Raw genomic sequence first — 18,689 nt, 5'->3', positions numbered from 1 at the left:
TTGCGTGCCCGATCACCGTGGCCGCGGGGGTATCGGCAGCCCGGCCGAGGCAGATCGTGGTGCCAATGGTGGCGGCTGCGACGGACGATCGGGGCTGGTCGGATGCGCTCCCTCAAGGTCAGGGGGAGAGAAGGTCGCGCATGCGGGTCCGTTCGGCCCGGGAAGCCGCGGCGGGGCGTCCGGCCGTCATACCACCGTCGACTGCGAGATCCTGCCCGGTCACCAGGCGGCTGGCGTCTCCGGCGAGCCACAGTACTGCCGCGGCGATGTCGTCGGTGAGGACGGTGCCGGGGAGCGGTTGGCTGGAGTCCAGCAGTGGCTTGAACGCTTCGGCCACTGACGTGGCCGTGGCGTCAGCAGCCGATGCGTCGGCTCCGGAACCCTTGGCGAAGATGCCCGTCGGCACGAAACCGGGGGACACGCTGTGCCAGGGCACAGGCGAGGTGGCGCAGGTCGTGGAGGTTGATGACGGGGACGTCGGCTTCGCGGCAGAGGCGGTGGAAGCGCTTGAGGACGTAGCCGGGGTGGAGCGGGCGGCCGTGGCGGTGGAAGACGAGGCCGTGCCCGGGGGTGGTGTTGGGGCCACGGAAGGTGTCGGGGGTGATGCGGTTGGCGATCGCGGCGGTCGCGCGGTCCGAGAGGGCGACCCAATTGCGGCTGGAGCGGGTCTTGGGCTCGGTGAAGACGAGTTCGTTGTTGTCGACGGCTGCCAGCGTCCAGCGGATGAACATGAAGCGCTTGTCGAGGTGGACGTCGTCTTCGCAGCTGCGCTCTGCGGGCGCCGACATCAACGACGTCCCAGCCGGCTCCCACCAGCAATGGCTCCGCTACCGCATCGCTGCAGGGCTGCATGTCACCGCCCGGCCCGCACCGCAGCAGCACGAAGACCCGGTCCGTGAACTCCCCACCACGCTCTGCATGCGAACGGACCTCGAAGCCCTGAGCCTGCTGCTGCCCCCGTACATGGGCAGCCTCGGCACACCCGAGGACGAGGAGCGCATCACCGACGCCCTGCGCATGCTCCACGCCGAGCGTCGCCTTCCCGACGACCCCCGATCCTCGGTGACACGCGAGACGCGAGCGTAAGCCACCGGCCGCCTCCTGGGCGCCGACGAACCTTCAACAATCAGAGCGCGGTAAGTGACGTGGCGTCCGTTTCGCGGCTTCAGTTGGGGTGGGTGGGTTGGTCGCGAACTCGCCGGCCTCCTATGGTCGCGGCTGGGTGAGCAACCCCTGCTGGGTTCGACCATCGATCGCCTCGCACGCCGCCCTGGCCCGCAGCGGAACTCCCGGCCGTGCGGCCGGTGCCGCGCCGGACGACGGGCCGAACGGCTCCCGACACCCACCGTCTACCCCACCACCGGCGACCGGCTGACTGGCCGTCGGCTGCGTTTCGCCCCGGCCGCCGCCCCCGCCCGACGACGTGATCGCCAGCCAGCGCGCGGTGCCCGAAAAGAATCTTCGCGGTCCGGGGCAACCTTTCCCGGAGCGGTGACAACCAGGTGATGTCCGGACAGGCGGTCCGGTCAGAGGCAACGGCTGAAAGTGAGCATCGCCATGTTCTCTCGCCCATCCACGTCGCCGGAGGCATCGCCCGGCGGCCGAGCCCGCCGTGGTCGCGCGTCGTTCCGCTCGGCCGTTCCGGGGCAGCGGCAGACGCATCGTCGCCGTCGGTTGTACCAGCGCCGGGGTTTCTGGGCGGCCGTCGGCCTGGCGGTCGTGGGCGGCTCCGTGGTTGTGGTCAACACGGCCTCGGCGGGCACCACCGTGGACACGAACGCCTGGTACGTGCTGGTCAACCGCAGCACCGGCAAGGCGCTGGACGACTTCGGCTACGGCGCGTACGACGGCGCTGCGGTGGTGCAGTGGAGCCGCACCGGCGATGCGAACCAGCAGTGGAAGTTCCTCGACTCGGGTGACGGGAACTACCGGCTGCAGAACCGGTACTCCGGCAAGGTGCTGGACGACTACGGCTGGTCGAAGACCGAGGGCGCCGAGCTGGTGCAGTGGCGCGACTTGAACGGCGCCAACCAGCAGTTCCACGTGGAGAAGTCGTCGGACGGCTACGTGCGTCTGATCAACCGCTTCAGCGGCAAGGCCGTCGAGGTCCCGGGCGGCTCCAAGGTCGACGGGAGCCACATCGCCCAGTACCACGACTGGGCCGGCGCCCAGCAGCAGTGGCAGCTCGTCCCGGTCGGTAGCGGTAGCGGTAGCGGCAACGGCAACGGCAGCGGCAGCGGGAACGGCAGCGGCAGCGGCAACGGGAACGCGGGGAGCTCCGGCGGCAGCTCGGCGAAGAGCTTCACGGGCAGCAACACGGTGCTCATCGGCGGCTCGATGTCCGACGCCTCGGCGAACGCCGCGCCGTTCGACGTGCAGTACGCCTATGTGCACAGCCAGCCCGCACCCTCGTCGGACTACTACACGGCGGCCCGCTGCCAGGACGCGTGGACGGGCTGGTGGGGCTGCTGGAACGGCAGCACCACGGCGCCCGGCACGTACGTGACCTGGCGGGACGCCAAGGCGGCTCAGGAGACCTACCAGGGCAAGCCGCGCCCGCAGAAGTTCCTCTGGACCTGGTACTCGCTGCGGGACCTCGGCGACGCGGCGGGCCAGGGCGACGGTCCGGGCGAGGTCAAGGCCATCAACAGGGCCGACCTGCTCACCCGGTACCTGAACGACTACCGCTTCTTCCTCCAGAAGATCGGCACCTCGCACGACATGATCGACCTCGAGCCCGACTTCTGGGGCTACGTCCGGTCGCTCGGCGACCCGCACCAGGTCGCCGCGCAGGTCACGGCCGCGGACCCGACGGACTGCGGATCGCAGGAGAACAGCGCCGCCGGACTCGCCCGCTGCCTGATCGACATGGCGCACAAGTACGCTCCGAACACCGCCGTGGGAATGCACCTGTCCTGCTTCGACTGGCAGCAGAACACCCCGCAGTGCGTCAAGGACTACGCCCACCTCGGCGCACAGAACGCCGACTTCCTGGCCACCGACGTGTCGGACCGCGACGCGGGCTGGTACGCGCAGCCCGCCCACGGCGGCCTCGACAAATTCTGGACCGACCAGAAGGCCGCCGCCCAACTGTCGTTCTACAAGACGATGGCCGAGTCCGTGGGCAAGCCGGTGGTCCTGTGGCAGATCCCCGTGGGCAACATGGCGCAGAACAACACCCTCAACCACTACAAGGACGACAAGGTGGACTGGTTCTTCGCGCACATGGACCAGGTGGCGAACGCGCACATCGCCGGTCTGCTGTTCGGCGCGGGGCAGCAGGAACAGACCACGGCCGAGACCGACGGCGGAAACCTGATCAACAAGACGATCGCGTACCACAACTCGGGCGGCACGCCGCTCAAGTAGCCGCACGCAGCCGGTCGGCCCACCCTTCGACGGGGCCGCGTTCATCCCCCCGTCGTCCCGCCGAGCACTTCTCGGCCGGTGCCGACCGGCTGCCGCCGCCCACAGGCGCCGGCCGCAGCGCCGGCAATCTGCTTGACCGTTGACACACGACCGCCACGCCAACTCAAGGGTCGTGACCTGGTCGCGGGCTCGCAAGGCTATGGCCGGGGCCGGGTGAACAACCCCCGCTCGGTCTCGACCAGGATCCCGCGCTCGACCAGCCGCTTGAGCTTCAGCCGGGCGTTGTTGATGTTGCTGGGCGTGAGCTCCACGTCCATCGCCTCGCGTACTGCTCGGGCCCGCATCGGGGCGCCGGGCCGCGGCGAACACCGCCATTATTCGCAGATCCCGTCCCCGCGCCGGACGACCTCGGGCCTGGAGTCGCCACGCCACCGTGCTCACATTCCCGGACCTGGACACGGGCAACAACACCTACAAAGCCGTCCAGCGCTCGGCAAGCGCGATCGCCATCGGACCGGTGCTGCAAGGACTGCGCAGACCGGTCAACGACCTGTCACGCGGTGCCCTCGTCCAGGACATCGTCAACACCGCCGCCATCACCGGATCCAGGCACAGGGGCGGAACCCAGAGCCCGGCCCGTCGACACGTTGAGGTCCGCGGCGCCGGCGGGGGGGCGACCGAGCTGCTGAGGGGGCCGCGCGGTCGCGGCCGTAGGTAACAGCGGGTGTGTGGCGCGGTGAAACGTCGCGAGGAGGACGCCACCCATGGATCCAAGCAGCGGTTACGCCGTGGCCTCGCCGGTCGACCAGTATCTGGGCTTCCGCTCCCTCGCGTGCGGCGACTACGGGTTCGACGAGGACGGCGCCGACGGCCACGACCGCCACAACAGTCTCATGCACCTGATCGCGGAGACGACAGGTCATCGGCCTGATGGCTGCTCGTACCTCACGGCGAGGGCGTCCGTGGTCGCCAACGCCGGGGAGCAGGTGCCGATGGTCGACGGCTCTCCGCTCCCCGGCCCTTCTCGCCGGGGATGACCCGTAGCCATGCGGAGGTCCGGTCCATCCCCCACTCTGGAACGGAGGGGGTGACGGAGGGAGTAGTGGGATGCAGATCGTTGTGGACCTCACACGCTGCCAGGGCTATGCGCAGTGCGTGTTCCTCGCGCCGGAGGTGTTCCAGCTGCACGGGGAGGAGGGGCTGCTGTACGCCCCGGCCGTTCCCGACGACCAGCTGGGTCGCGTGCGCCAGGCCGCGGCGGCGTGCCCGGTCCAGGCCATCCTCCTCGGCAAGGAGGTGAGCCCCGGTGGCCGCTGACCTTCGAGAAGGCCGGATCGTCATCGTCGGCGCGTCGCTGGCCGGGTTGCGGGCCGCCGAGGCGCTGCGCGAGGAGGGCTTCACCGGCTCACTGACCGTGGTCGGGGACGAGCCCCATCCGCCCTACGACCGGCCGCCGCTGTCCAAGCAGGTCCTGCTCGGCCAGGTCGCGGCGGACTCCACCGCTCTGCCGATGCGCCGGGACCCGGACGCCGACTGGCGGCTCGGGGTCCGCGCCACCGGCCTGGACCCTTTCGGCAAACGGGTGGTGATGGCCGACGGCGAATCGCTGCCGTTCGACCGGCTGCTGATCGCCACCGGCACCCGGGCCAGGCCCTGGCCCAAGGCGGAGGAGGCCGCCCTGGACGGAGTGTTCACGCTGCGTACCCGCGAGGACGCCGCCGGGCTGGCCGAGCGGCTGGCCGCGGGGCCGCGGCGGGTGCTGGTGATCGGCGGGGGCTTCACCGGCTCGGAGATCGCCTCGGCCTGCCGGGAACGCGGTCTCGACGTCACGGTCACCGAACGCGGCCCCGCCCCCCTGGTGGGCGCGCTCGGCGGCACCCTGTCGAAGCTCGCGGCCGCCATGCAGCGCAACAACGGGGTGGACCTGCGCTGCGGGGTGACCGTCACCGCCCTGCGGGGCGACGGGAACGGCCGGTTCACCGGTGCGGACCTGTCCGACGGCAGCCGTGTGGAGGCGGACGTGTGCGTCGCGGCCCTGGGGGCGGTCCGCAACGTCGAATGGCTGGCGGACTCCGGACTGGCGGCAGGCCCGCGCGGGATCGCCTGCGACGCCGGGTGCCGGGCCTTCGACATGTACGGCATCGTCACCGACGACGTCTTCGTGGCCGGTGACGTCTCCCGCTTCCCCCACCCACTGTTCGGCTACCAGATGCTCTCCCTGGAACACTGGGGCAACGCGGTCGCGCAGGCCGAGGTGGCCGCCCACAACATGGTCAATCCCGGACCCCTGCGCCGCCCGCACCTCGCCCTCCCGACGTTCTGGTCGACCCAGTTCGGGCTCAACATCAAGTCCGTGGGCGTGCCCACCTTCTCCGATCACGTGGTCATCGCCCAAGGCACGCTGGAGGAGCGTCGCCTGGCGATGGTCTACGGCTACCAGGGTCGGGTCACCGCCGCGGTCACCGTCGACATGGCCAAGTCACTCGACTACTACACGCACCTGATCGAGACCGCCGCCCCCTTCCCACCCGCGCCCGGCGCGTCCGACCGCCCCCTCGCGGCCGATATCCCGCTCCCCTCCGACGTGCCCGATCCGAAGGGTCTCTCCCACGGCCCCACCGTCGCGCTCACCGGCCACCTGCCCGACCGCCGACTGACCGTGGTCCAGCCCACCTGACCCACACCCCGCCCAACCACGAGGAGCCCCACCCCATGGCCGCCGCCGACACCCTCCTGGAACGGATCACCGACTACGCCAACCGCCCCAACCCCTACCCGCTCTACACGGAACTGCGCGAAGCCGGTCCCGTCGTGCGGCAGGCGGACGGCAGCTACCTGATCGGCACCTACCACGAGATCGCCGCGCTCCTCCACGACCCACGCATCAGCGCCGATCCCCGCAGCCTCGCCACCCCGCCCGAGGGGGCGCCGAACCCGCCGTTCCTACGGCTCGACGACCCCGAGCACCACAGACTGCGCAGCCTGGCCATGCGGCCGTTCGGCCCGCCGCACAGCCCCGGCCGCGTCGACGCCATGCGCGGCCAGATCACCGAACTCACCGAGGAACTGCTCCAGAACCTCCAGGACCGCACCCAGATCGACATCGTCGACGACTTCGCCTACCCACTGCCCGTCACCGTCATCTGCCGACTGCTCGGCGTCCCCCAGGAGGACGAACCACGGTTCCGGCAATGGTCCGACGCGATCGTCGCCTCCGCCGACGTCAGACCCGACGAGGAGTCCTCCGCCGAGCGGGACCGGGCCGGCGAGCAGGCACGGATCGAGATGGGCCAGTACCTGGTGAACCTCGCCGAACAACGCCGCGACCATCCCACCGGCGACATGCTCTCCGCCTACATCAACGAACCCGACCCGGCCATGCGCCTCACCCACGAGGAACTCGCGGAAACCGCCGTACTCCTCCTCATCGCCGGACACGAAACCACCGTCAACCTCATCACCAACGGAGTCCTCACCCTGCTACGCCACCCCGACCACCTGGACCGGCTGCGCCGCGAACCCGACCTGCTACCGGCCGCGGTGGAGGAACTGCTGCGCTACGAGCCCCCGGTCCACATGCGCCAACGCATCCCCCTCGCCGACGTGGACATCGCCGGCACCACCCTCCCCAAGGGCACCTCCGTCGTGCTCGCGCTGGCCTCCGGCAACCGCGACCCCAAGCGGTTCCACGATCCCGACCGGTTCGACCCCACCCGCCCGGACAACCAGCACTTCGGCTTCGGCAGCGGCGTCCACCTGTGCTACGGCGCACCACTCGCCCGTATCGAAGCCCAGGCCGCGCTCGGCGCGCTGATCCCCCGCCTCACCAGCGCAACCCTCCTCCAGGACCCACCCCCCTACCGGCACGCCGCCATGCTCCGCGGACCCCGCCACCTCCCCATCCGACTCTGACCGACCACAACGCTGCCCACGACCAGCTCTGGCGCCCGCGCAAAGGCCTCCAACACTCCGGGCACCGGAGAGAGTCTGCTGGTTGCCCTGGACGGCGAGCGGCTGCATCTGCTTCCCGCGTCGAACGACGTGTTCCTGCGCGACATCGCCCTGCCACAGGGCTTCGCCGGCCGTCCAGCTAGCCGCACTCGCCTTTCCCACCGAAGTTGCTGAGCGAAGAGGCGGGAGAGATCGTGGTTTGGGGGGCCCAGGGAAGGAGAAGACCAATGGCCCTGTCAGATGCCCTTACCACCCTCGCCGAGCGGGCCAAGGTCGCCGAAGATCACGCGTCCCAGGCCGCAGCGGCTAGCCGCGAACAATTGCGGGCCGAGGTCGAAAGGGCTCGCGAGGATGCCCAGGCCCAGGCCGCCAAGCTGCAGGAGACGGCACGCGGCGCCGAAGCGAAGATGTCGCAGTGGTGGGCCGAGATGCAACAGAACTGGCGCGACCACACGGCCAAGGTGAGCAGTGACATCCAGGCCCGCAAGCAGGAGCATGATGCGGCTCGGGCTGGCCGCGTGGCCGACCGGGCAGAGGCGGATGCGATCGCTGCGGTCGAATTCGCGTTGGCCGCCATCGAAGAAGCCGAATATGCGGTTCTCGATGCCCAGCTGGCCCGTATGGAGGCCGACGGCAAGGGCTCAAACGGTTGACGTCCGGTCGGCCGCGGCCCTCGCCCTGAGTGCAGCCGAGCTCGAATTGTCGGCCTCCCTTCGGTGACCGGGCGGCCCAGGTGGCTGAGCCTGAGCGCTGTCCGCGAGCCGGATCGGGTAGACCTCCTCGCCGAAGACGTCGAAGGTCGGGTTGGTGAACTGCAGCACCCGGTCGGCCGCGCTCAGTCCGAAGACCCCGGCGATGGTCCGGGCGTGGTGGGCGAGCGAGCGGTGCGTGACCGCGACCGGCTTTGGTCGGCCGGTGGAGCCCGAGGTGAAGATCAGGTATGCCAGGTCCTCCGGCAGCGGCGCCGCCGCCCGCTCACCGTCCGGGCTCCTCCTGAGGTCACCTGCGCAGGCTCCAGCAGGCCGCCAGAGGGCCGGACCAGGCGCAACGCATGCCAGCTCGTCACCGAGCGGATCGACCGGGTCACCGAGGCCCGCGCCGACTGGCGCACACAGCCCCGGATCCGCGCATTCCGGGGCGGCTGCCAGATAGGCCCCCGAAGAACGCTCTTCGCCTCTGCGCTGCAAGTTATTCCCGAAACTGGTCAACCGACACAGTCCGTTGACCTGCGGGTACATCCAGTCAGTAGGTTGGCCGTTCCCGCAGCTGTGAAAAGGGGAGGCATCCATGCCGGCTGGTCAGCTGGCGATCAGGTCGGTGTCGTGCAGGGTGTAGTTGGTGCGCAGGAGAAGGAGGGCGGTGTCGTCGGCGTGACTGCCCGAGGGCGTGGCCTGGTCGAGCAGGGCGACTGCGATGGCGTCCAGGAGGTCTCCGGCCTGCGAGAGCGTGGCGGTGAGTTTGGCGATGTTGGTGTCGAGGTCGGTACCGGGGGCCTCGATGAGTCCGTCGGTGTAGAGGGCGAGCACGGTACCGGGCGGCAGGGCGACCTCGGTGGTGGGGTAGGCCGCTGCGGGATCGACGCCCAGCAGGGGCCCTGGCAGCAGGGGGACGATGTGGGTGCGCGTGTCGGGGTGGCGGAGGAAGGGTGGGTGGTGTCCGGCGGTGGCCAGGTGGGCGCTGTGGTGGGAGAGGTCGAGGTGCGCGTACAGGCAGCTGGTGAGCAGGTCGGGGTCGAGGTCGGTGAGCAGCCGGTTGGTGCGGGCGAGGACTTCGCCGGGGGTGGCGCCGGCGATGGCGTAGGCGTGGACGGCGGTTCGGACCTGGCCCATCAGTCCCGCGGCGCTGACGTTGTGGCCTTGTACGTCGCCGATGACGGCGGCGGCTTCGGTGGTTGTCAGGCGGATGAGGTCGTAGAAGTCGCCGCCGATGTCCATGCCGTGGCTGGCGGGTAGGTAGCGGGCGGCCACGTCCAGGCCGGGGATCGCCGGGAGGGTTTGGGGTAGCAGGCGGTCCTGGAGTCCATGGGCGAGCTGGTGTTCGGCGTCGTACTGCCGTGCCCGGTCCAGGGCCTGGGCGATCAGGGCAGCGAGGGTGATGAGGATGGTGCGCTCGTCCGGGGTGAAGGAGTGTGGGCGTTCGTAGCCGAGCACACAGATGCCGATGGGGTGCCCGGAGGCGATGAGGGGCAGCAGAGCCCATGCGGCCATGCCGTCGTCGATGTCGGCGTCTGCCGGACAGGCGGCGCGGCGTTCCTCGCGGGAGGCGAAGAACGACGGTACCCCGGTGGCCAACCCCGGCACGGACGGGATGTACCAGGGCAGCGGATGGTGGTCGAGGTGGTCCACGAACTCGGGGTGAAAGCCCCGATGGCCGATGACCTGGATCCGGCCGGCCTCGGGGACCAGCAGCAGGAAAGCCTGGGCGCGGAAGGAGAGCAGGAGGTGGTCGGCGACCAGGTCGACCACGTCGCGTACGGTCGCCGCTTCGGTCAGCGCGCCGGCCAGGTGGACCAGGTGGTGGGTGGCCTCCAGTCGGGCGGATCCGGTCATTGGTTCGGTGCTTCCCGCATGCGGCATCTTGGGGGAGTGTCTGCCGCAGGTCGGGCTGATGCGCACGCTCAGGCCGGTGCGGTCCGGGTAGAGCTCGAAATGCAGGTGGGTGTCGGGGGGCCGCAGCGCCGTGAACGAGGTCGGCAGCTGGCTGATGACCGCGTCCCGGTGGTGGTGCTGGTAGATCGGATCGTTCAGCCACGGCACCGCGTCCCACAGACGGGCGCCCAGCAGGTGCGGGACGCTCTCGCCCAGCAGGTCGGCCGCGGTGGGTTCGACGAAGGTGATCCTCCCGCGTGGGTCGAGGGAGCATCCGCCTTCGGGGAGCCGGGTGGCGAACTGCGTCGCGGCGTCACCCCGTGCCGGGCTTGTGAGGGGGACGAAACGGGGCCGGTGTCCGGAGTCGGATCCCGGCTGGAGGCGCTGCCCGGTGTCGGCGGCGTGCTGGAGCAGCGTGGCGATGCGGTCGGCGGCCGACGTGATCGCGCGCCGCTCGCCGGCCGTGAGTTCGGACGACCGTTTCGAGGACATCATCAGGGCCAGGGCGCCCCACACCACGCGTCCGCTGGCGATCGGCGCGACGGCGCTGGCGCGCGAGTACGGCAGGAGCAGGGCGACTTTCGGATAGCGGCGCGCGAGGTCTTCCCCGGAGCTCACCCACACCAGGTGACGTTCGCGTACCGCCTCGATGATGGGATCGGGGGTCGCGGTGGTCAGGCGTACGTGCCGCAGCGGTCTGAGGAACTCCGGCGGCACTCCCGCGATCGCTTCCAGGGTCAGGACCTCGCCGTCGGGCTCCAGGAGCACGATGGCCCCCGCAGACGCGCCAAGGCTCTTCACAGTGCGGCTCAGCGTCCGGTCCAGCAGATCCTGGACGGTAAGCGGTCCTTTGCCATCTGCCATCGGCGGTGTCCACTCCGCGAAGTACGTTCGCGTGCATCTCCATGCTACGGGCGCGCCGATGGCCTGGCCCGGTCTGTTCGAGGGTGACGGAGAAGTGGCTGGTGGCCGTCACAGGCGCAGGGATGCGCTTCCGGCCTTGACGAGCGGGTCGGGGTCGGGCCGTGTGATCCGCTCTCTCACCTGCGTGGATGGTTCAACCACGGCCTCCGCCGCCTCAACGAGTGCACCGACCGGACCAGTGCCTATCCGTATCCGACGGACGTCCATCACACGATCGGTGCGCTGGCGGGCCTGCTGGAGCAGCTTCCCCGCACACTGCACCAGCTCGCGGCGGGCCTGAACGCGATCGACCCGCAGCATCTCGCGGTTCTGGAGGACCCGCCGACTCCGGTGCGGAAGCAGGCTGACGTCGCCTTCGAGCTGGGCTGCGCGATCGCGGCGATCGAACGCGCCACTACCCATCTGCGCCAGGCGCAGCACACTGCTGCGGAGCTGGTCTACACGGGGCCGGTCCCGGGAGTCTGACCGGCGGCCGGGAGGGTGGTCCTGGAGCGGTCCGTGCTCGCGCTATCGGCGCCTTGGATCGGGTGTGCGGGTCGTGGCAGCGCTGCGGTACGCGGCCCGGTGTCAGCCTGTCCGGGTTCAACCAGGTCGGTGAGGCCGAGAAGGTCGAACAGCCGGGCGACGATCGGGGCCCGCACATCCGTGACCTTCAGGACGACGCCTTCCTCCTGCGCCCGGCGATGGAGCCGTTCCAGGGCGTCCGCGCCCGAGCAGTCGCAGAACCTCACCTGCGCGAAATCGAGGTCGACGCGCCTGGGTCGGCGCGCCAGGCACTCCTTGACGCGGCTCTCCAGCTCGGCGGCGGTGGCGAGGTCGATCTCGCCCGTGACCGCGACGGTGGCGTGGCCGTCCCACCGGGAGACGGCGGTTCGGAAGTCGTTGCCGTTCACAGCCATGGGTCCACCTCCCGCAGCCGGCGCAGTATCCACTCCCAGAGGTCGCCGGGATCATCGCGCGCCCACGCCGACGCGCCCGGCGGTGCGATCCGCACCGGGCCCGCCCGAACGAGCGGTTCGGTTCCTCGCGGCATCGCGCCGCCGAAGGGAGTCGGCGCGGCGCGCACAGGCCCCGCCCCACCGGTTTCCCGGACGACTCGTACGGACACCCGTCGGCCCGCGGTCGGGGGAGGGGCCGAGGCGCGCTCGGCCGGGTGCCGAGCGGCACCGCGTTCGGCGTCGAAGGCGGCCCGCAGCTCGGGATCGTGCAGGACCTCGTAGGCGGCGACTACCGCGCCGAGTCGCTCCGCCGACCCCGGTTCGACGGGGCGGGTGTCGGGGTGCAGCAGCCGGACGAGGGCGCGATAGGCCGAAGTGACCTGACTCGCGGACGCTGTGGGTTCGACTCCCAGGACCGCGTAGTGATCGCGTCGGTCTCGCGATCCCGTCATGGCGGACACCTCCCGGGCGACCCCGGCAAACCTCCTCATTCACTTGGATAGAACCTTGGCCAGCACTTGTCAAGATGCCCGAAATGCAGGTATATGGGCTGATGGGTGGGCTCCAGCGAGAGCCTCATCGCTGTCACGCGACACCCTCGCGGCCGACAAGATCGAGGCCGACTACGACGCCGGCGTGCTCACGATCCGCATCCCGGTGGCCGAACATGCCAAGCCACGCAAGATCGAGATCAAGAGCAGCGGCGAGAAGAAGGAGATCATCAGCTGATCAGCGCGGACGCAGCCCCGGGTGCTCGGCTCCCTGGCAGGCCCGGCGCGCGGGATGCGTCCGCGCCGGTGGTTGCTCGCGCCACCGTCGGGGTTCGGCCCGGGTGGGTTTCGCCCTACGCGGTTGTCGGCGAGACGGCGCCCTCAGTACCCGGCGGTGTGATGCGCCGCGCCAGGCCCGGACCGCGGCGCGATGTTCTGTTCGGCCTGCGCCCAGGACGTGCGGAGGGCTTCGCGTAGGACGTCCAGGCGCGCGAGGCAGGCCTCGATCGAGGCGATGGCGGCGTCGCTGTCGGTACGCATCCGGTGCCCGACGGCCGCGAGCTGGTCCTCGATCCGTTGCCAGCGCTCCTCGGCGGCGGCCAGGGGGTCAGGCTCGCCGGTGGTCGCTGTCATGGCGCAGCCGATCGGTGTGCTGGGCGAGGTCGTCGAGGCGGTGGGCGAGGCAGGGATGACGGGTGCCGAGGTGGGGGCGGACGGCGGCCAGGGGTGGGAGGAGTTCGGCGGCGTCCGGGGCGCCGAGCGCGGTGTGGAGGTGGTCGAGCGCGGGGCGGGCGGCCGGGGCGAGGTCGGTCAGGGCGGTGACCTGGGCGGCGAGCTGGCGCAGGTCGGCTGCGTTGGTGCGGGCCCAGGCGATGACCGCGCGGTCAGCGGCGCGCCGGTCGCGGACCGCCTTGACCCGTCCGAGGCCGGTGGGTGCGGCCGGGCCGGTTGCGGGCTTGAGGCGCAGGTAGCGGTTCTCGGCGGCCTGGCGGCTGGCGACGCCCATGGGCTGGGCGAGATCGGCCCACGTGGCGCCGGCAGCGCGGGCGGCCTCCACCAGCGGGGCCTCCCAGCCGGCGAGCTCGGTACGCAGCTCGCGCAGCAGGAGCAAGGCGGCCAGTGCCTGCTCGGGGCTGGCCTGAGCAGTAGGAGGGGTCGTTGTCTCGGTGTCCTGAGCGGTACGGACGGCCTCGTCCATGGCGGCGAGCGCTGCGGCGGCGGCGAGGAAGGACGTCGGGCCCGCCGGCGGTCCGCCGCCGGTCGCGGGTGCTTCGGGCCGCTTTCGCATCGGTGTCACTCCTTTGGCGACTTCAGTGCTTGTCATCGGATGGATGACATGTTAGAACGGATTCAGGTGAAGCGCACTGGCACCCATCAACCAGTGGAGGTGTTTCGCGATGCTGATGCGCACCGACCCGTTCCGCGAGCTGGACCGGCTGACCCAGCAGTTCTTCAACACGACCGGCACCTGGTCGCGGCCGACCCCGATGCCGCTGGACGCCTACCGCGCCGGCGACGAGTACGTGATCTGCTTCGACCTGCCCGGGGTGGACCCGGACGCGATCGACATCGATGTCGAACGGAACATGCTGACCGTCAAGGCCGAACGGCGCCCCCGCCACGAGGGCGAGGACGTGAAGTGGGAGCTGTCCGAGCGCCCGCTCGGCGTGTTCTCCCGGCAGGTCATGCTCTCCGACACACTCGACCCCGAGGGGATCACCGCCGACTACGACACCGGCGTGCTGACCCTGAAGATCCCGGTCGCCGAGAAGGCCAAGCCCCGCAAGATCGCCATCGGCCACAGCGGAAGCCGCAAGGAGATCAAGGCCTGACCGCGTCCCTGTGCCGTTCCGTGCCGCCCGCACCCCCCGAGCGGGCGGCACGGAAGACCCCCGCATCCCCCGGTCCGGCCCGGGCAGTACCGGCCGACGATGCCCTGTGCGATGGGCGGCCGGCACGGGCCGGCGGTGAGATCGACCTCGCCACCGCGCCGCGGCTTCGCTGCCGCCTGGGCGCCGCGTTCGAGGCGCACGGGGAGGTGGTGCTCGACCTGTCGGAGGTGACGTTCATGGACTGCTCGGGTCTGGGCGTCCTCGTCCAGGCCCGCCATCTGGCCGACCAGTACGGCGGGCGGCTCGTTCTGCGCGGCGTAGGCAGGCCCGTGGCCAAGCTGCTCAAGCTCACCAGCCTCAGTCGCCGTCTGGCCGCCAGCCCCTGACCGGCTCCCGCACGCCCGTACCCGGCAGCGTGCCGGGACGAAGGGAGGAATGCGCGGTGACTCTTCGATGGGAGGCGTTCTTGGACCAGGTCCAGGAACGCGGCGAGTACGACACGCCCCAGGATGCCGACCGCGCGGCCCGCGTCGTGCTGGCCCTGCTCGGCGCCCACTTGGTCGGCGACGTGCGCGCGAAGCTCGCGGCCCGTCTGCCCGAGACCTTCGCCCTGATCCTGTTGAACCCCTTGCAGGCCGCTGAACCGCTCAGTCCCGAACGGTTCGTGCGCGCCACCGCCGCCTGGATCGAGGGCGCCACCGAGAAGACCGCCGTGTGGGACATCGGCGCCGTCCTGTCCACGGTGGCCGACGCCGCCGGCGACGACCTCATGGAGAGTGTCCTGTTCCAGCTGCCGCCCGGCTACGACGTCCTGTTCGGCCGCCCTGTACCCGGCCACTGACCCTGACCCGCTTTCGTGCCGCCGCTCACGCCGCGGCGGCCCGTCCCGGAAGGCCATCGCGATGACCCGGCACCGCCGCCTGATCCAGCAGGTCCGCACCCTCGGTCGCTACCCGAGTGACGAGGAGGCCGAACGCGTCTTCGATGCGGTCCTGGCCGTTCTCGGCTCCCAGCTGACCGGCGAGGAACGCTGCGAGCTGGCCGCCGCGCTCCCTGAGAGGGCCCGCGCCGTCTTCGCCTCGCAGATCCCCCTGCCCGAACCCGTCGCCGCGCCCGCCTTCGTCGAAGCTGTCGCCCGAGCCCTGGAGACCAGCCTCACCGGCGCCCGCTGGGACGTCTCCTCCGTCCTGGCCGCCCTCGAATCCCTCGGCGGCGAGCGGCTCACCGACCGCCTCCTCGCCCACCTGCCCCGCGGTTACGCGCTCCTGTTCGGCCGCGCCGACCTCGCCGCCGCTTGAACCTCAGCCGGCCCGGGTTGGGCCCAGGCGACGGGCGTTCGACGTCACTGGCCGCGGGCCCGGTCCAGGTCGGCCTCCAGCTGCTCCACCCGGACCTGGAGATCGAGTCCCCGGCGCGCGCCTTCCAGGGTCAGTCCCTCGCTGATCAGCTTCACCAGGGCCGCGACACGGTTGATCTCCCGGCGCGAGTATCTCCGCTGGCCACCCGACGAGCGCACGGGCACGACCGCGCCCAGCTCGTCCAGTCGCCGCAGGAACGCCACCTGGACGTGCAGCATCGCGGCGACCTGCCCCACCGTGTACAGCGCGGCATCCGCGTCATCAATGGGCAGCTCCACCACCGCGACCTCACCTCGCCGCTCGCTGAAACCTCACTTCCACGTTACAGATTTCCTCCAGCCGCAGCCATCGACTTACCATTGAGTCCATGAGGCTCAAGTTTCATTCCTCCCGCTGAGGCAAGGCGGGAGGGATAGCAGGAATAGCAGGAGAGGAGGCCCGGCAATGTCACGCGCAGTCGGTATCGACCTGGGAACGACGAACTCGGTGGTCTGCGTGCTGGAGGGCGGCGAGCCGGCCGTCATCGCCAACGCCGAGGGCGCCCGGACCACCCCGTCGGTGGTGGCTTTCGGCAAGGGCGGCGAGGTGCTGGTCGGCGAGGTCGCCAAGCGGCAGGCCGTGACCAATGTGGACCGCACGGCCCGCTCGGTGAAGCGGCACATGGGCGAGAGCGGCTGGCGGTTCCCGGAGAAAGGGGATGTGAACGGCAAGCGGTACACCGCGCAGGAGATCTCGGCGCGGGTGCTGCAGAAGCTGAAGCGCGACGCCGAGTCCTACCTGGGTGAGGACGTGACGGACGCGGTGATCACCGTGCCCGCGTACTTCAACGATTCCCAGCGCACGGCTACCAAGGAGGCAGGTGAGATCGCGGGCCTGAAGGTGGCGCGGATCATCAACGAGCCGACCTCCGCCGCCCTGGCGTACGGCCTGGACAAGGAGAACGACCAGACGGTGCTGGTCTTCGACCTCGGCGGCGGCACGTTCGACGTGTCGCTGCTGGAGATCGGCGAGGGCGTGGTGGAGGTGAAGGCCACCTCCGGTGACACCCACCTGGGCGGTGACGACTGGGACCAGCGGATCGTCGACCACCTGGTCAAGCAGTTCAAGAACGGCTACGGCATCGACCTGTCCAAGGACAAGATGGCAGCCCAGCGGCTCCGGGAGGCCGCGGAGAAGGCGAAGATCGAGCTGTCGGCGGCCACGGAGACGACGATCAACCTGCCCTACATCACGGCCTCCGCCGAAGGCGCTCTCCACCTGGACGAGAAGCTCACCCGCGCCCAGTTCCAGCAGCTCACCGCCGATCTGCTGGAGCGCTGCGAGGGCCCGTTCCACCAGGCCGTCAAGGACACCAAGATCGAGGTGAAGGACGTCGACCACGTCATCCTGGTCGGCGGCTCCACCCGTATGCCCGCCGTCACCGACCTGGTGAAGAAGCTCACCGGCAAAGACCCGCACAAGGGCGTCAACCCGGACGAGGTCGTCGCCATCGGCGCCGCCCTGCAGGCCGGCGTGCTCAAGGGCGAGGTCAAGGACGTCCTGCTGCTCGACGTCACCCCGCTGTCCCTGGGCATCGAGACCAAGGGCGGCATCATGACCAAACTGATCGAGCGCAACACCACGATCCCGACCCGCCGCTCGGAGGTCTTCACCACGGCCGAGGACAACCAGCCCTCGGTGACCGTGCAGGTCTACCAGGGCGAGCGGGAGATCGCCGCGTACAACAAGAAGCTCGGCATGTTCGAGCTGACCGGCATCGCACCGGCCCCGCGCGGGATGCCGCAGATCGAGGTCACCTTCGACATCGACGCCAACGGCATCATGCACGTGGCCGCGAAGGACCTCGGCACCGGCAAGGAACAGAAGATGACCGTCACCGGCGGCTCCGCCCTGCCGAAGGACGACATCGACCGCATGATCCGGGAAGCCGAGCAGCACGCGGAGGAGGACCGCCGCCGCAAGGAGGCCGCCGAGACCCGAAACCAGGGCGAGCAACTCGCCTACAGCACCGAGAAGTTCCTTCAGGACAACCAGGACAAGGTCCCGGCCGACGTGAAGAACGAGGTGGAGACGGCCCTGGCGGAGCTGAAGGACAAGCTCAAGGGCGAGGACACCGCCGCGATCCGCGCAGCGAGCGACAAGGTCGCCCAGGTCAGCCAGAAACTGGGCCAGGCCATCTACGCCCAGACCGCCCCCGGTGCACCAGGTGGCGGCGCAACCGGCACCCAGGGCGAGGAAGGAGAGGAGGTCGTGGACGCCGAGATCGTGGACGAGGACGAGCACAAGCGAGGCGCCGCATGACCACCCCGTCCAGGCCGAGGAAGAAACCCGAAGAGCAGCGCCCGCCTGTGGTCATCCGCGACAAGCGGCGCATCGACCCGGACACCCTGCAACTTCGGCCCGGAAGCGAGGAACGGCTCGCCAAGCCCAGTGGCCAGCAGGGTGCCGGCGGCCCCGCCAGCGCCCTGCTCGGTGGCGGCGCCGCACCCTCGCCCGGCCAAGCTCCTGCGGGAGCGGGCGGTGAGTCGCTGCGCGCCGCGCTGGCCGAGCGGACTCAAGACCTGCAGCGGGTGAAGGCCGAGTACGACAACTTCCGCCGGCTCGCCGCACTGCGCAACCTCGCCGAACACGCGGCGTTGCCCGTCCGCACCCGACGGCCTCAGCCGGTGGGCGGGCGGCAGTGTCTGCGAAGGGCTCTACCGCACGTGAGGCTGGGGCGTGGCCGGAACACGGGAAGTCGTCCGCTCGCTGGCCGCGCGGGCGCGGGCGGCCAGTGCTTGGGGTCGGGGGGCAGATCGGCTTCCGGGGGCTCGGTGGGCTACTGACCTGTGTGCCTGGGGGCGGCGGGCCCGGGCGGATGCGCGGTGGGTCCGCGGCTCCCCCCGGGCCGCCCGGGTTCAGTCGTCGGCTCCGGCGGCGGTGCGCGCGATGCGCCCGCGGATCGCGTACCAGCCGGCGACCAACGCTGCGGCGATCAGCGGTACGCACAGCACGGTGGTGCGTCCGGCGCCGCCGTCGGCGTACATGAGGACCAGGACGGCAGCGAGGAAGGCGAGCGTCACGAGTTCGGTCCAGGGCGAGCCGGGCAGGCGGTAGCCGGGGCGGGTCAGCTCGCCGGCCGTGGTCTTCCGCCAGAACAGGAGGTGGCAGACCATGATCATGCCCCAGGTGGCGAGGATGCCGATCGCCGCGAAGTTCAGCACGATCTCGAACGCGTCGGCGGGGACCACGAAGTTGA

General features: G+C 70.6%; 24 protein-coding genes and 2 pseudogenes. 15 read left to right on the top strand and 11 right to left on the bottom strand.

Features of this window, described 5'->3' with window-relative positions:
- Positions 1 to 118 precede the first annotated feature (118 nt).
- Together ACWCXH_RS34945 and ACWCXH_RS34940 are read right to left on the bottom strand one after the other, a co-directional pair.
- A complete protein-coding gene (locus tag ACWCXH_RS34945) occupies positions 119 to 337 on the bottom strand; it encodes an SDR family oxidoreductase (RefSeq protein ID WP_449805547.1) in 219 nt (72 codons plus the stop codon).
- 16 nt (positions 338 to 353) lie between these two features.
- On the bottom strand, positions 354 to 788 hold the full coding sequence (locus ACWCXH_RS34940) for a hypothetical protein (RefSeq protein WP_449805541.1): 435 nt from the start codon (positions 786 to 788) through the stop codon (positions 354 to 356).
- 130 nt (positions 789 to 918) lie between these two features.
- Between ACWCXH_RS34940 and ACWCXH_RS34935 the strand changes: the two genes are divergently transcribed.
- The 8 genes from ACWCXH_RS34935 (at position 919) to ACWCXH_RS34900 (ending at position 7,973) form a co-directional block, all read left to right on the top strand.
- Entirely contained in the window at positions 919 to 1,086 is a 168-nt protein-coding gene (locus ACWCXH_RS34935) for a hypothetical protein (RefSeq protein ID WP_449805540.1), read from the top strand.
- A 588-nt stretch (positions 1,087 to 1,674) separates the two neighbouring features.
- Positions 1,675 to 3,369, top strand: a complete 1,695-nt coding sequence (locus tag ACWCXH_RS34930) for an RICIN domain-containing protein (protein ID WP_449805539.1) — start codon at positions 1,675 to 1,677, stop codon at positions 3,367 to 3,369.
- A 328-nt stretch (positions 3,370 to 3,697) separates the two neighbouring features.
- Positions 3,698 to 4,087 (top strand): phosphate acyltransferase, encoded by a 390-nt coding sequence (locus ACWCXH_RS34925; protein WP_449805546.1) that lies wholly within the window; start codon positions 3,698 to 3,700, stop codon positions 4,085 to 4,087.
- 46 nt (positions 4,088 to 4,133) lie between these two features.
- Complete coding sequence (locus ACWCXH_RS34920; protein WP_380610083.1) at positions 4,134 to 4,406, top strand: hypothetical protein; 273 nt, start codon at positions 4,134 to 4,136, stop codon at positions 4,404 to 4,406.
- Between the two features lie 70 nt (positions 4,407 to 4,476).
- Positions 4,477 to 4,686 carry a ferredoxin gene (locus ACWCXH_RS34915; RefSeq protein WP_449805538.1) on the top strand — a complete coding sequence of 70 codons (210 nt, stop codon included), beginning with the start codon at positions 4,477 to 4,479 and terminating at the stop codon, positions 4,684 to 4,686.
- The gene (locus tag ACWCXH_RS34910; protein WP_449805537.1) at positions 4,676 to 6,046 is read left to right on the top strand and encodes an NAD(P)/FAD-dependent oxidoreductase; all 1,371 of its coding nucleotides are present in this window, start codon (positions 4,676 to 4,678) and stop codon (positions 6,044 to 6,046) included. The genes ACWCXH_RS34915 and ACWCXH_RS34910 overlap by 11 nt, the downstream gene beginning before the upstream one ends.
- 35 nt (positions 6,047 to 6,081) lie before the next feature.
- Positions 6,082 to 7,281 carry a cytochrome P450 gene (locus tag ACWCXH_RS34905; protein WP_449805536.1) on the top strand — a complete coding sequence of 400 codons (1,200 nt, stop codon included), beginning with the start codon at positions 6,082 to 6,084 and terminating at the stop codon, positions 7,279 to 7,281.
- Positions 7,282 to 7,547: 266 nt separating this feature from the next.
- Positions 7,548 to 7,973 (top strand): hypothetical protein, encoded by a 426-nt coding sequence (locus ACWCXH_RS34900; protein ID WP_449805535.1) that lies wholly within the window; start codon positions 7,548 to 7,550, stop codon positions 7,971 to 7,973.
- On the opposite strand, the gene ACWCXH_RS34895 is transcribed toward ACWCXH_RS34900, so the two are convergent.
- The 5 genes from ACWCXH_RS34895 to ACWCXH_RS34875 form a co-directional block, all read right to left on the bottom strand.
- Entirely contained in the window at positions 7,962 to 8,558 is a 597-nt protein-coding gene (locus tag ACWCXH_RS34895) for an AMP-binding protein (RefSeq protein WP_449805534.1), read from the bottom strand. The two genes, ACWCXH_RS34900 and ACWCXH_RS34895, sit on opposite strands and share 12 nt — an antisense overlap.
- A 60-nt stretch (positions 8,559 to 8,618) precedes the next feature.
- Entirely contained in the window at positions 8,619 to 10,772 is a 2,154-nt protein-coding gene (locus tag ACWCXH_RS34890; RefSeq protein WP_449805533.1) for a SpoIIE family protein phosphatase, read from the bottom strand.
- Between the two features lie 108 nt (positions 10,773 to 10,880).
- Positions 10,881 to 11,252: a hypothetical protein gene (locus ACWCXH_RS34885; protein ID WP_449805532.1), complete on the bottom strand. Its 372-nt coding sequence runs from the start codon at positions 11,250 to 11,252 to the stop codon at positions 10,881 to 10,883.
- A gap of 17 nt (positions 11,253 to 11,269) precedes the next feature.
- On the bottom strand, positions 11,270 to 11,731 hold the full coding sequence (locus ACWCXH_RS34880; RefSeq protein WP_449805531.1) for an STAS domain-containing protein: 462 nt from the start codon (positions 11,729 to 11,731) through the stop codon (positions 11,270 to 11,272).
- Complete coding sequence (locus tag ACWCXH_RS34875; RefSeq protein WP_449805530.1) at positions 11,722 to 12,222, bottom strand: J domain-containing protein; 501 nt, start codon at positions 12,220 to 12,222, stop codon at positions 11,722 to 11,724. Before ACWCXH_RS34875 ends, ACWCXH_RS34880 begins: the two co-directional genes overlap by 10 nt.
- A gap of 139 nt (positions 12,223 to 12,361) precedes the next feature.
- On the opposite strand from ACWCXH_RS34875, the pseudogene ACWCXH_RS34870 reads away from it, so the two are divergent.
- Positions 12,362 to 12,499, top strand: a pseudogene (locus tag ACWCXH_RS34870) (Hsp20/alpha crystallin family protein); the annotation flags it as partial.
- 143 nt (positions 12,500 to 12,642) lie between these two features.
- Here the strand turns inward: ACWCXH_RS34870 and ACWCXH_RS34865 are convergent.
- Positions 12,643 to 12,894 (bottom strand): hypothetical protein, encoded by a 252-nt coding sequence (locus tag ACWCXH_RS34865; RefSeq protein WP_449805529.1) that lies wholly within the window; start codon positions 12,892 to 12,894, stop codon positions 12,643 to 12,645.
- Positions 12,869 to 13,549 carry a type III effector protein gene (locus tag ACWCXH_RS34860; RefSeq protein ID WP_449805528.1) on the bottom strand — a complete coding sequence of 227 codons (681 nt, stop codon included), beginning with the start codon at positions 13,547 to 13,549 and terminating at the stop codon, positions 12,869 to 12,871. The genes ACWCXH_RS34865 and ACWCXH_RS34860 overlap by 26 nt, the downstream gene beginning before the upstream one ends.
- Positions 13,550 to 13,658: 109 nt before the next feature.
- On the opposite strand from ACWCXH_RS34860, the gene ACWCXH_RS34855 reads away from it, so the two are divergent.
- The 4 genes from ACWCXH_RS34855 (at position 13,659) to ACWCXH_RS34840 (ending at position 15,391) form a co-directional block, all read left to right on the top strand.
- On the top strand, positions 13,659 to 14,093 hold the full coding sequence (locus ACWCXH_RS34855) for an Hsp20/alpha crystallin family protein (RefSeq protein WP_449805527.1): 435 nt from the start codon (positions 13,659 to 13,661) through the stop codon (positions 14,091 to 14,093).
- A gap of 20 nt (positions 14,094 to 14,113) precedes the next feature.
- On the top strand, positions 14,114 to 14,479 hold the full coding sequence (locus ACWCXH_RS34850; protein WP_449805526.1) for an STAS domain-containing protein: 366 nt from the start codon (positions 14,114 to 14,116) through the stop codon (positions 14,477 to 14,479).
- A 56-nt stretch (positions 14,480 to 14,535) separates the two neighbouring features.
- Entirely contained in the window at positions 14,536 to 14,934 is a 399-nt protein-coding gene (locus ACWCXH_RS34845; protein WP_207815409.1) for a DUF2267 domain-containing protein, read from the top strand.
- Between the two features lie 61 nt (positions 14,935 to 14,995).
- Complete coding sequence (locus ACWCXH_RS34840; protein ID WP_449805525.1) at positions 14,996 to 15,391, top strand: DUF2267 domain-containing protein; 396 nt, start codon at positions 14,996 to 14,998, stop codon at positions 15,389 to 15,391.
- Between the two features lie 44 nt (positions 15,392 to 15,435).
- On the opposite strand, the gene ACWCXH_RS34835 is transcribed toward ACWCXH_RS34840, so the two are convergent.
- Positions 15,436 to 15,732 (bottom strand): helix-turn-helix domain-containing protein, encoded by a 297-nt coding sequence (locus ACWCXH_RS34835; RefSeq protein WP_449805524.1) that lies wholly within the window; start codon positions 15,730 to 15,732, stop codon positions 15,436 to 15,438.
- A 163-nt stretch (positions 15,733 to 15,895) separates the two neighbouring features.
- Here ACWCXH_RS34835 and dnaK point away from each other — a divergent pair, with 163 nt between their 5' ends.
- Together dnaK and ACWCXH_RS34825 are read left to right on the top strand one after the other, a co-directional pair.
- Positions 15,896 to 17,752: a molecular chaperone DnaK gene (dnaK, locus tag ACWCXH_RS34830; protein ID WP_449805523.1), complete on the top strand. Its 1,857-nt coding sequence runs from the start codon at positions 15,896 to 15,898 to the stop codon at positions 17,750 to 17,752.
- The gene (locus tag ACWCXH_RS34825; RefSeq protein ID WP_449805522.1) at positions 17,749 to 18,276 is read left to right on the top strand and encodes a hypothetical protein; all 528 of its coding nucleotides are present in this window, start codon (positions 17,749 to 17,751) and stop codon (positions 18,274 to 18,276) included. Before dnaK ends, ACWCXH_RS34825 begins: the two co-directional genes overlap by 4 nt.
- Positions 18,277 to 18,348: 72 nt before the next feature.
- Here ACWCXH_RS34825 and ACWCXH_RS34820 read toward each other — a convergent pair.
- A pseudogene (locus tag ACWCXH_RS34820) lies at positions 18,349 to 18,689 on the bottom strand (amino acid permease); the annotation flags it as partial.

Source organism: Kitasatospora sp. NPDC001660 (genome assembly GCF_053596725.1).
This window is presented reverse-complemented; position numbering and strand designations above follow the sequence as displayed.

What these genes read in the sequence shown, in the direction of transcription:
- ACWCXH_RS34940 (WP_449805541.1), bottom strand. Translation starts at nt 788, where the DNA reads ATGTCGGCGCCCGCAGAGCGCAGCTGCGAAGACGACGTCCACCTCGAC.
- ACWCXH_RS34935 (WP_449805540.1), top strand. Translation starts at nt 919, where the DNA reads ATGCGAACGGACCTCGAAGCCCTGAGCCTGCTGCTGCCCCCGTACATG.
- ACWCXH_RS34920 (WP_380610083.1), top strand. Translation starts at nt 4,134, where the DNA reads ATGGATCCAAGCAGCGGTTACGCCGTGGCCTCGCCGGTCGACCAGTAT.
- ACWCXH_RS34915 (WP_449805538.1), top strand. Translation starts at nt 4,477, where the DNA reads ATGCAGATCGTTGTGGACCTCACACGCTGCCAGGGCTATGCGCAGTGC.
- ACWCXH_RS34905 (WP_449805536.1), top strand. Translation starts at nt 6,082, where the DNA reads ATGGCCGCCGCCGACACCCTCCTGGAACGGATCACCGACTACGCCAAC.
- ACWCXH_RS34900 (WP_449805535.1), top strand. Translation starts at nt 7,548, where the DNA reads ATGGCCCTGTCAGATGCCCTTACCACCCTCGCCGAGCGGGCCAAGGTC.
- ACWCXH_RS34895 (WP_449805534.1), bottom strand. Translation starts at nt 8,558, where the DNA reads ATGTACCCGCAGGTCAACGGACTGTGTCGGTTGACCAGTTTCGGGAAT.
- ACWCXH_RS34890 (WP_449805533.1), bottom strand. Translation starts at nt 10,772, where the DNA reads ATGGCAGATGGCAAAGGACCGCTTACCGTCCAGGATCTGCTGGACCGG.
- ACWCXH_RS34880 (WP_449805531.1), bottom strand. Translation starts at nt 11,731, where the DNA reads ATGGCTGTGAACGGCAACGACTTCCGAACCGCCGTCTCCCGGTGGGAC.
- ACWCXH_RS34875 (WP_449805530.1), bottom strand. Translation starts at nt 12,222, where the DNA reads ATGACGGGATCGCGAGACCGACGCGATCACTACGCGGTCCTGGGAGTC.
- ACWCXH_RS34865 (WP_449805529.1), bottom strand. Translation starts at nt 12,894, where the DNA reads ATGACAGCGACCACCGGCGAGCCTGACCCCCTGGCCGCCGCCGAGGAG.
- ACWCXH_RS34860 (WP_449805528.1), bottom strand. Translation starts at nt 13,549, where the DNA reads ATGCGAAAGCGGCCCGAAGCACCCGCGACCGGCGGCGGACCGCCGGCG.
- ACWCXH_RS34855 (WP_449805527.1), top strand. Translation starts at nt 13,659, where the DNA reads ATGCTGATGCGCACCGACCCGTTCCGCGAGCTGGACCGGCTGACCCAG.
- ACWCXH_RS34840 (WP_449805525.1), top strand. Translation starts at nt 14,996, where the DNA reads ATGACCCGGCACCGCCGCCTGATCCAGCAGGTCCGCACCCTCGGTCGC.
- dnaK (WP_449805523.1), top strand. Translation starts at nt 15,896, where the DNA reads ATGTCACGCGCAGTCGGTATCGACCTGGGAACGACGAACTCGGTGGTC.
- ACWCXH_RS34825 (WP_449805522.1), top strand. Translation starts at nt 17,749, where the DNA reads ATGACCACCCCGTCCAGGCCGAGGAAGAAACCCGAAGAGCAGCGCCCG.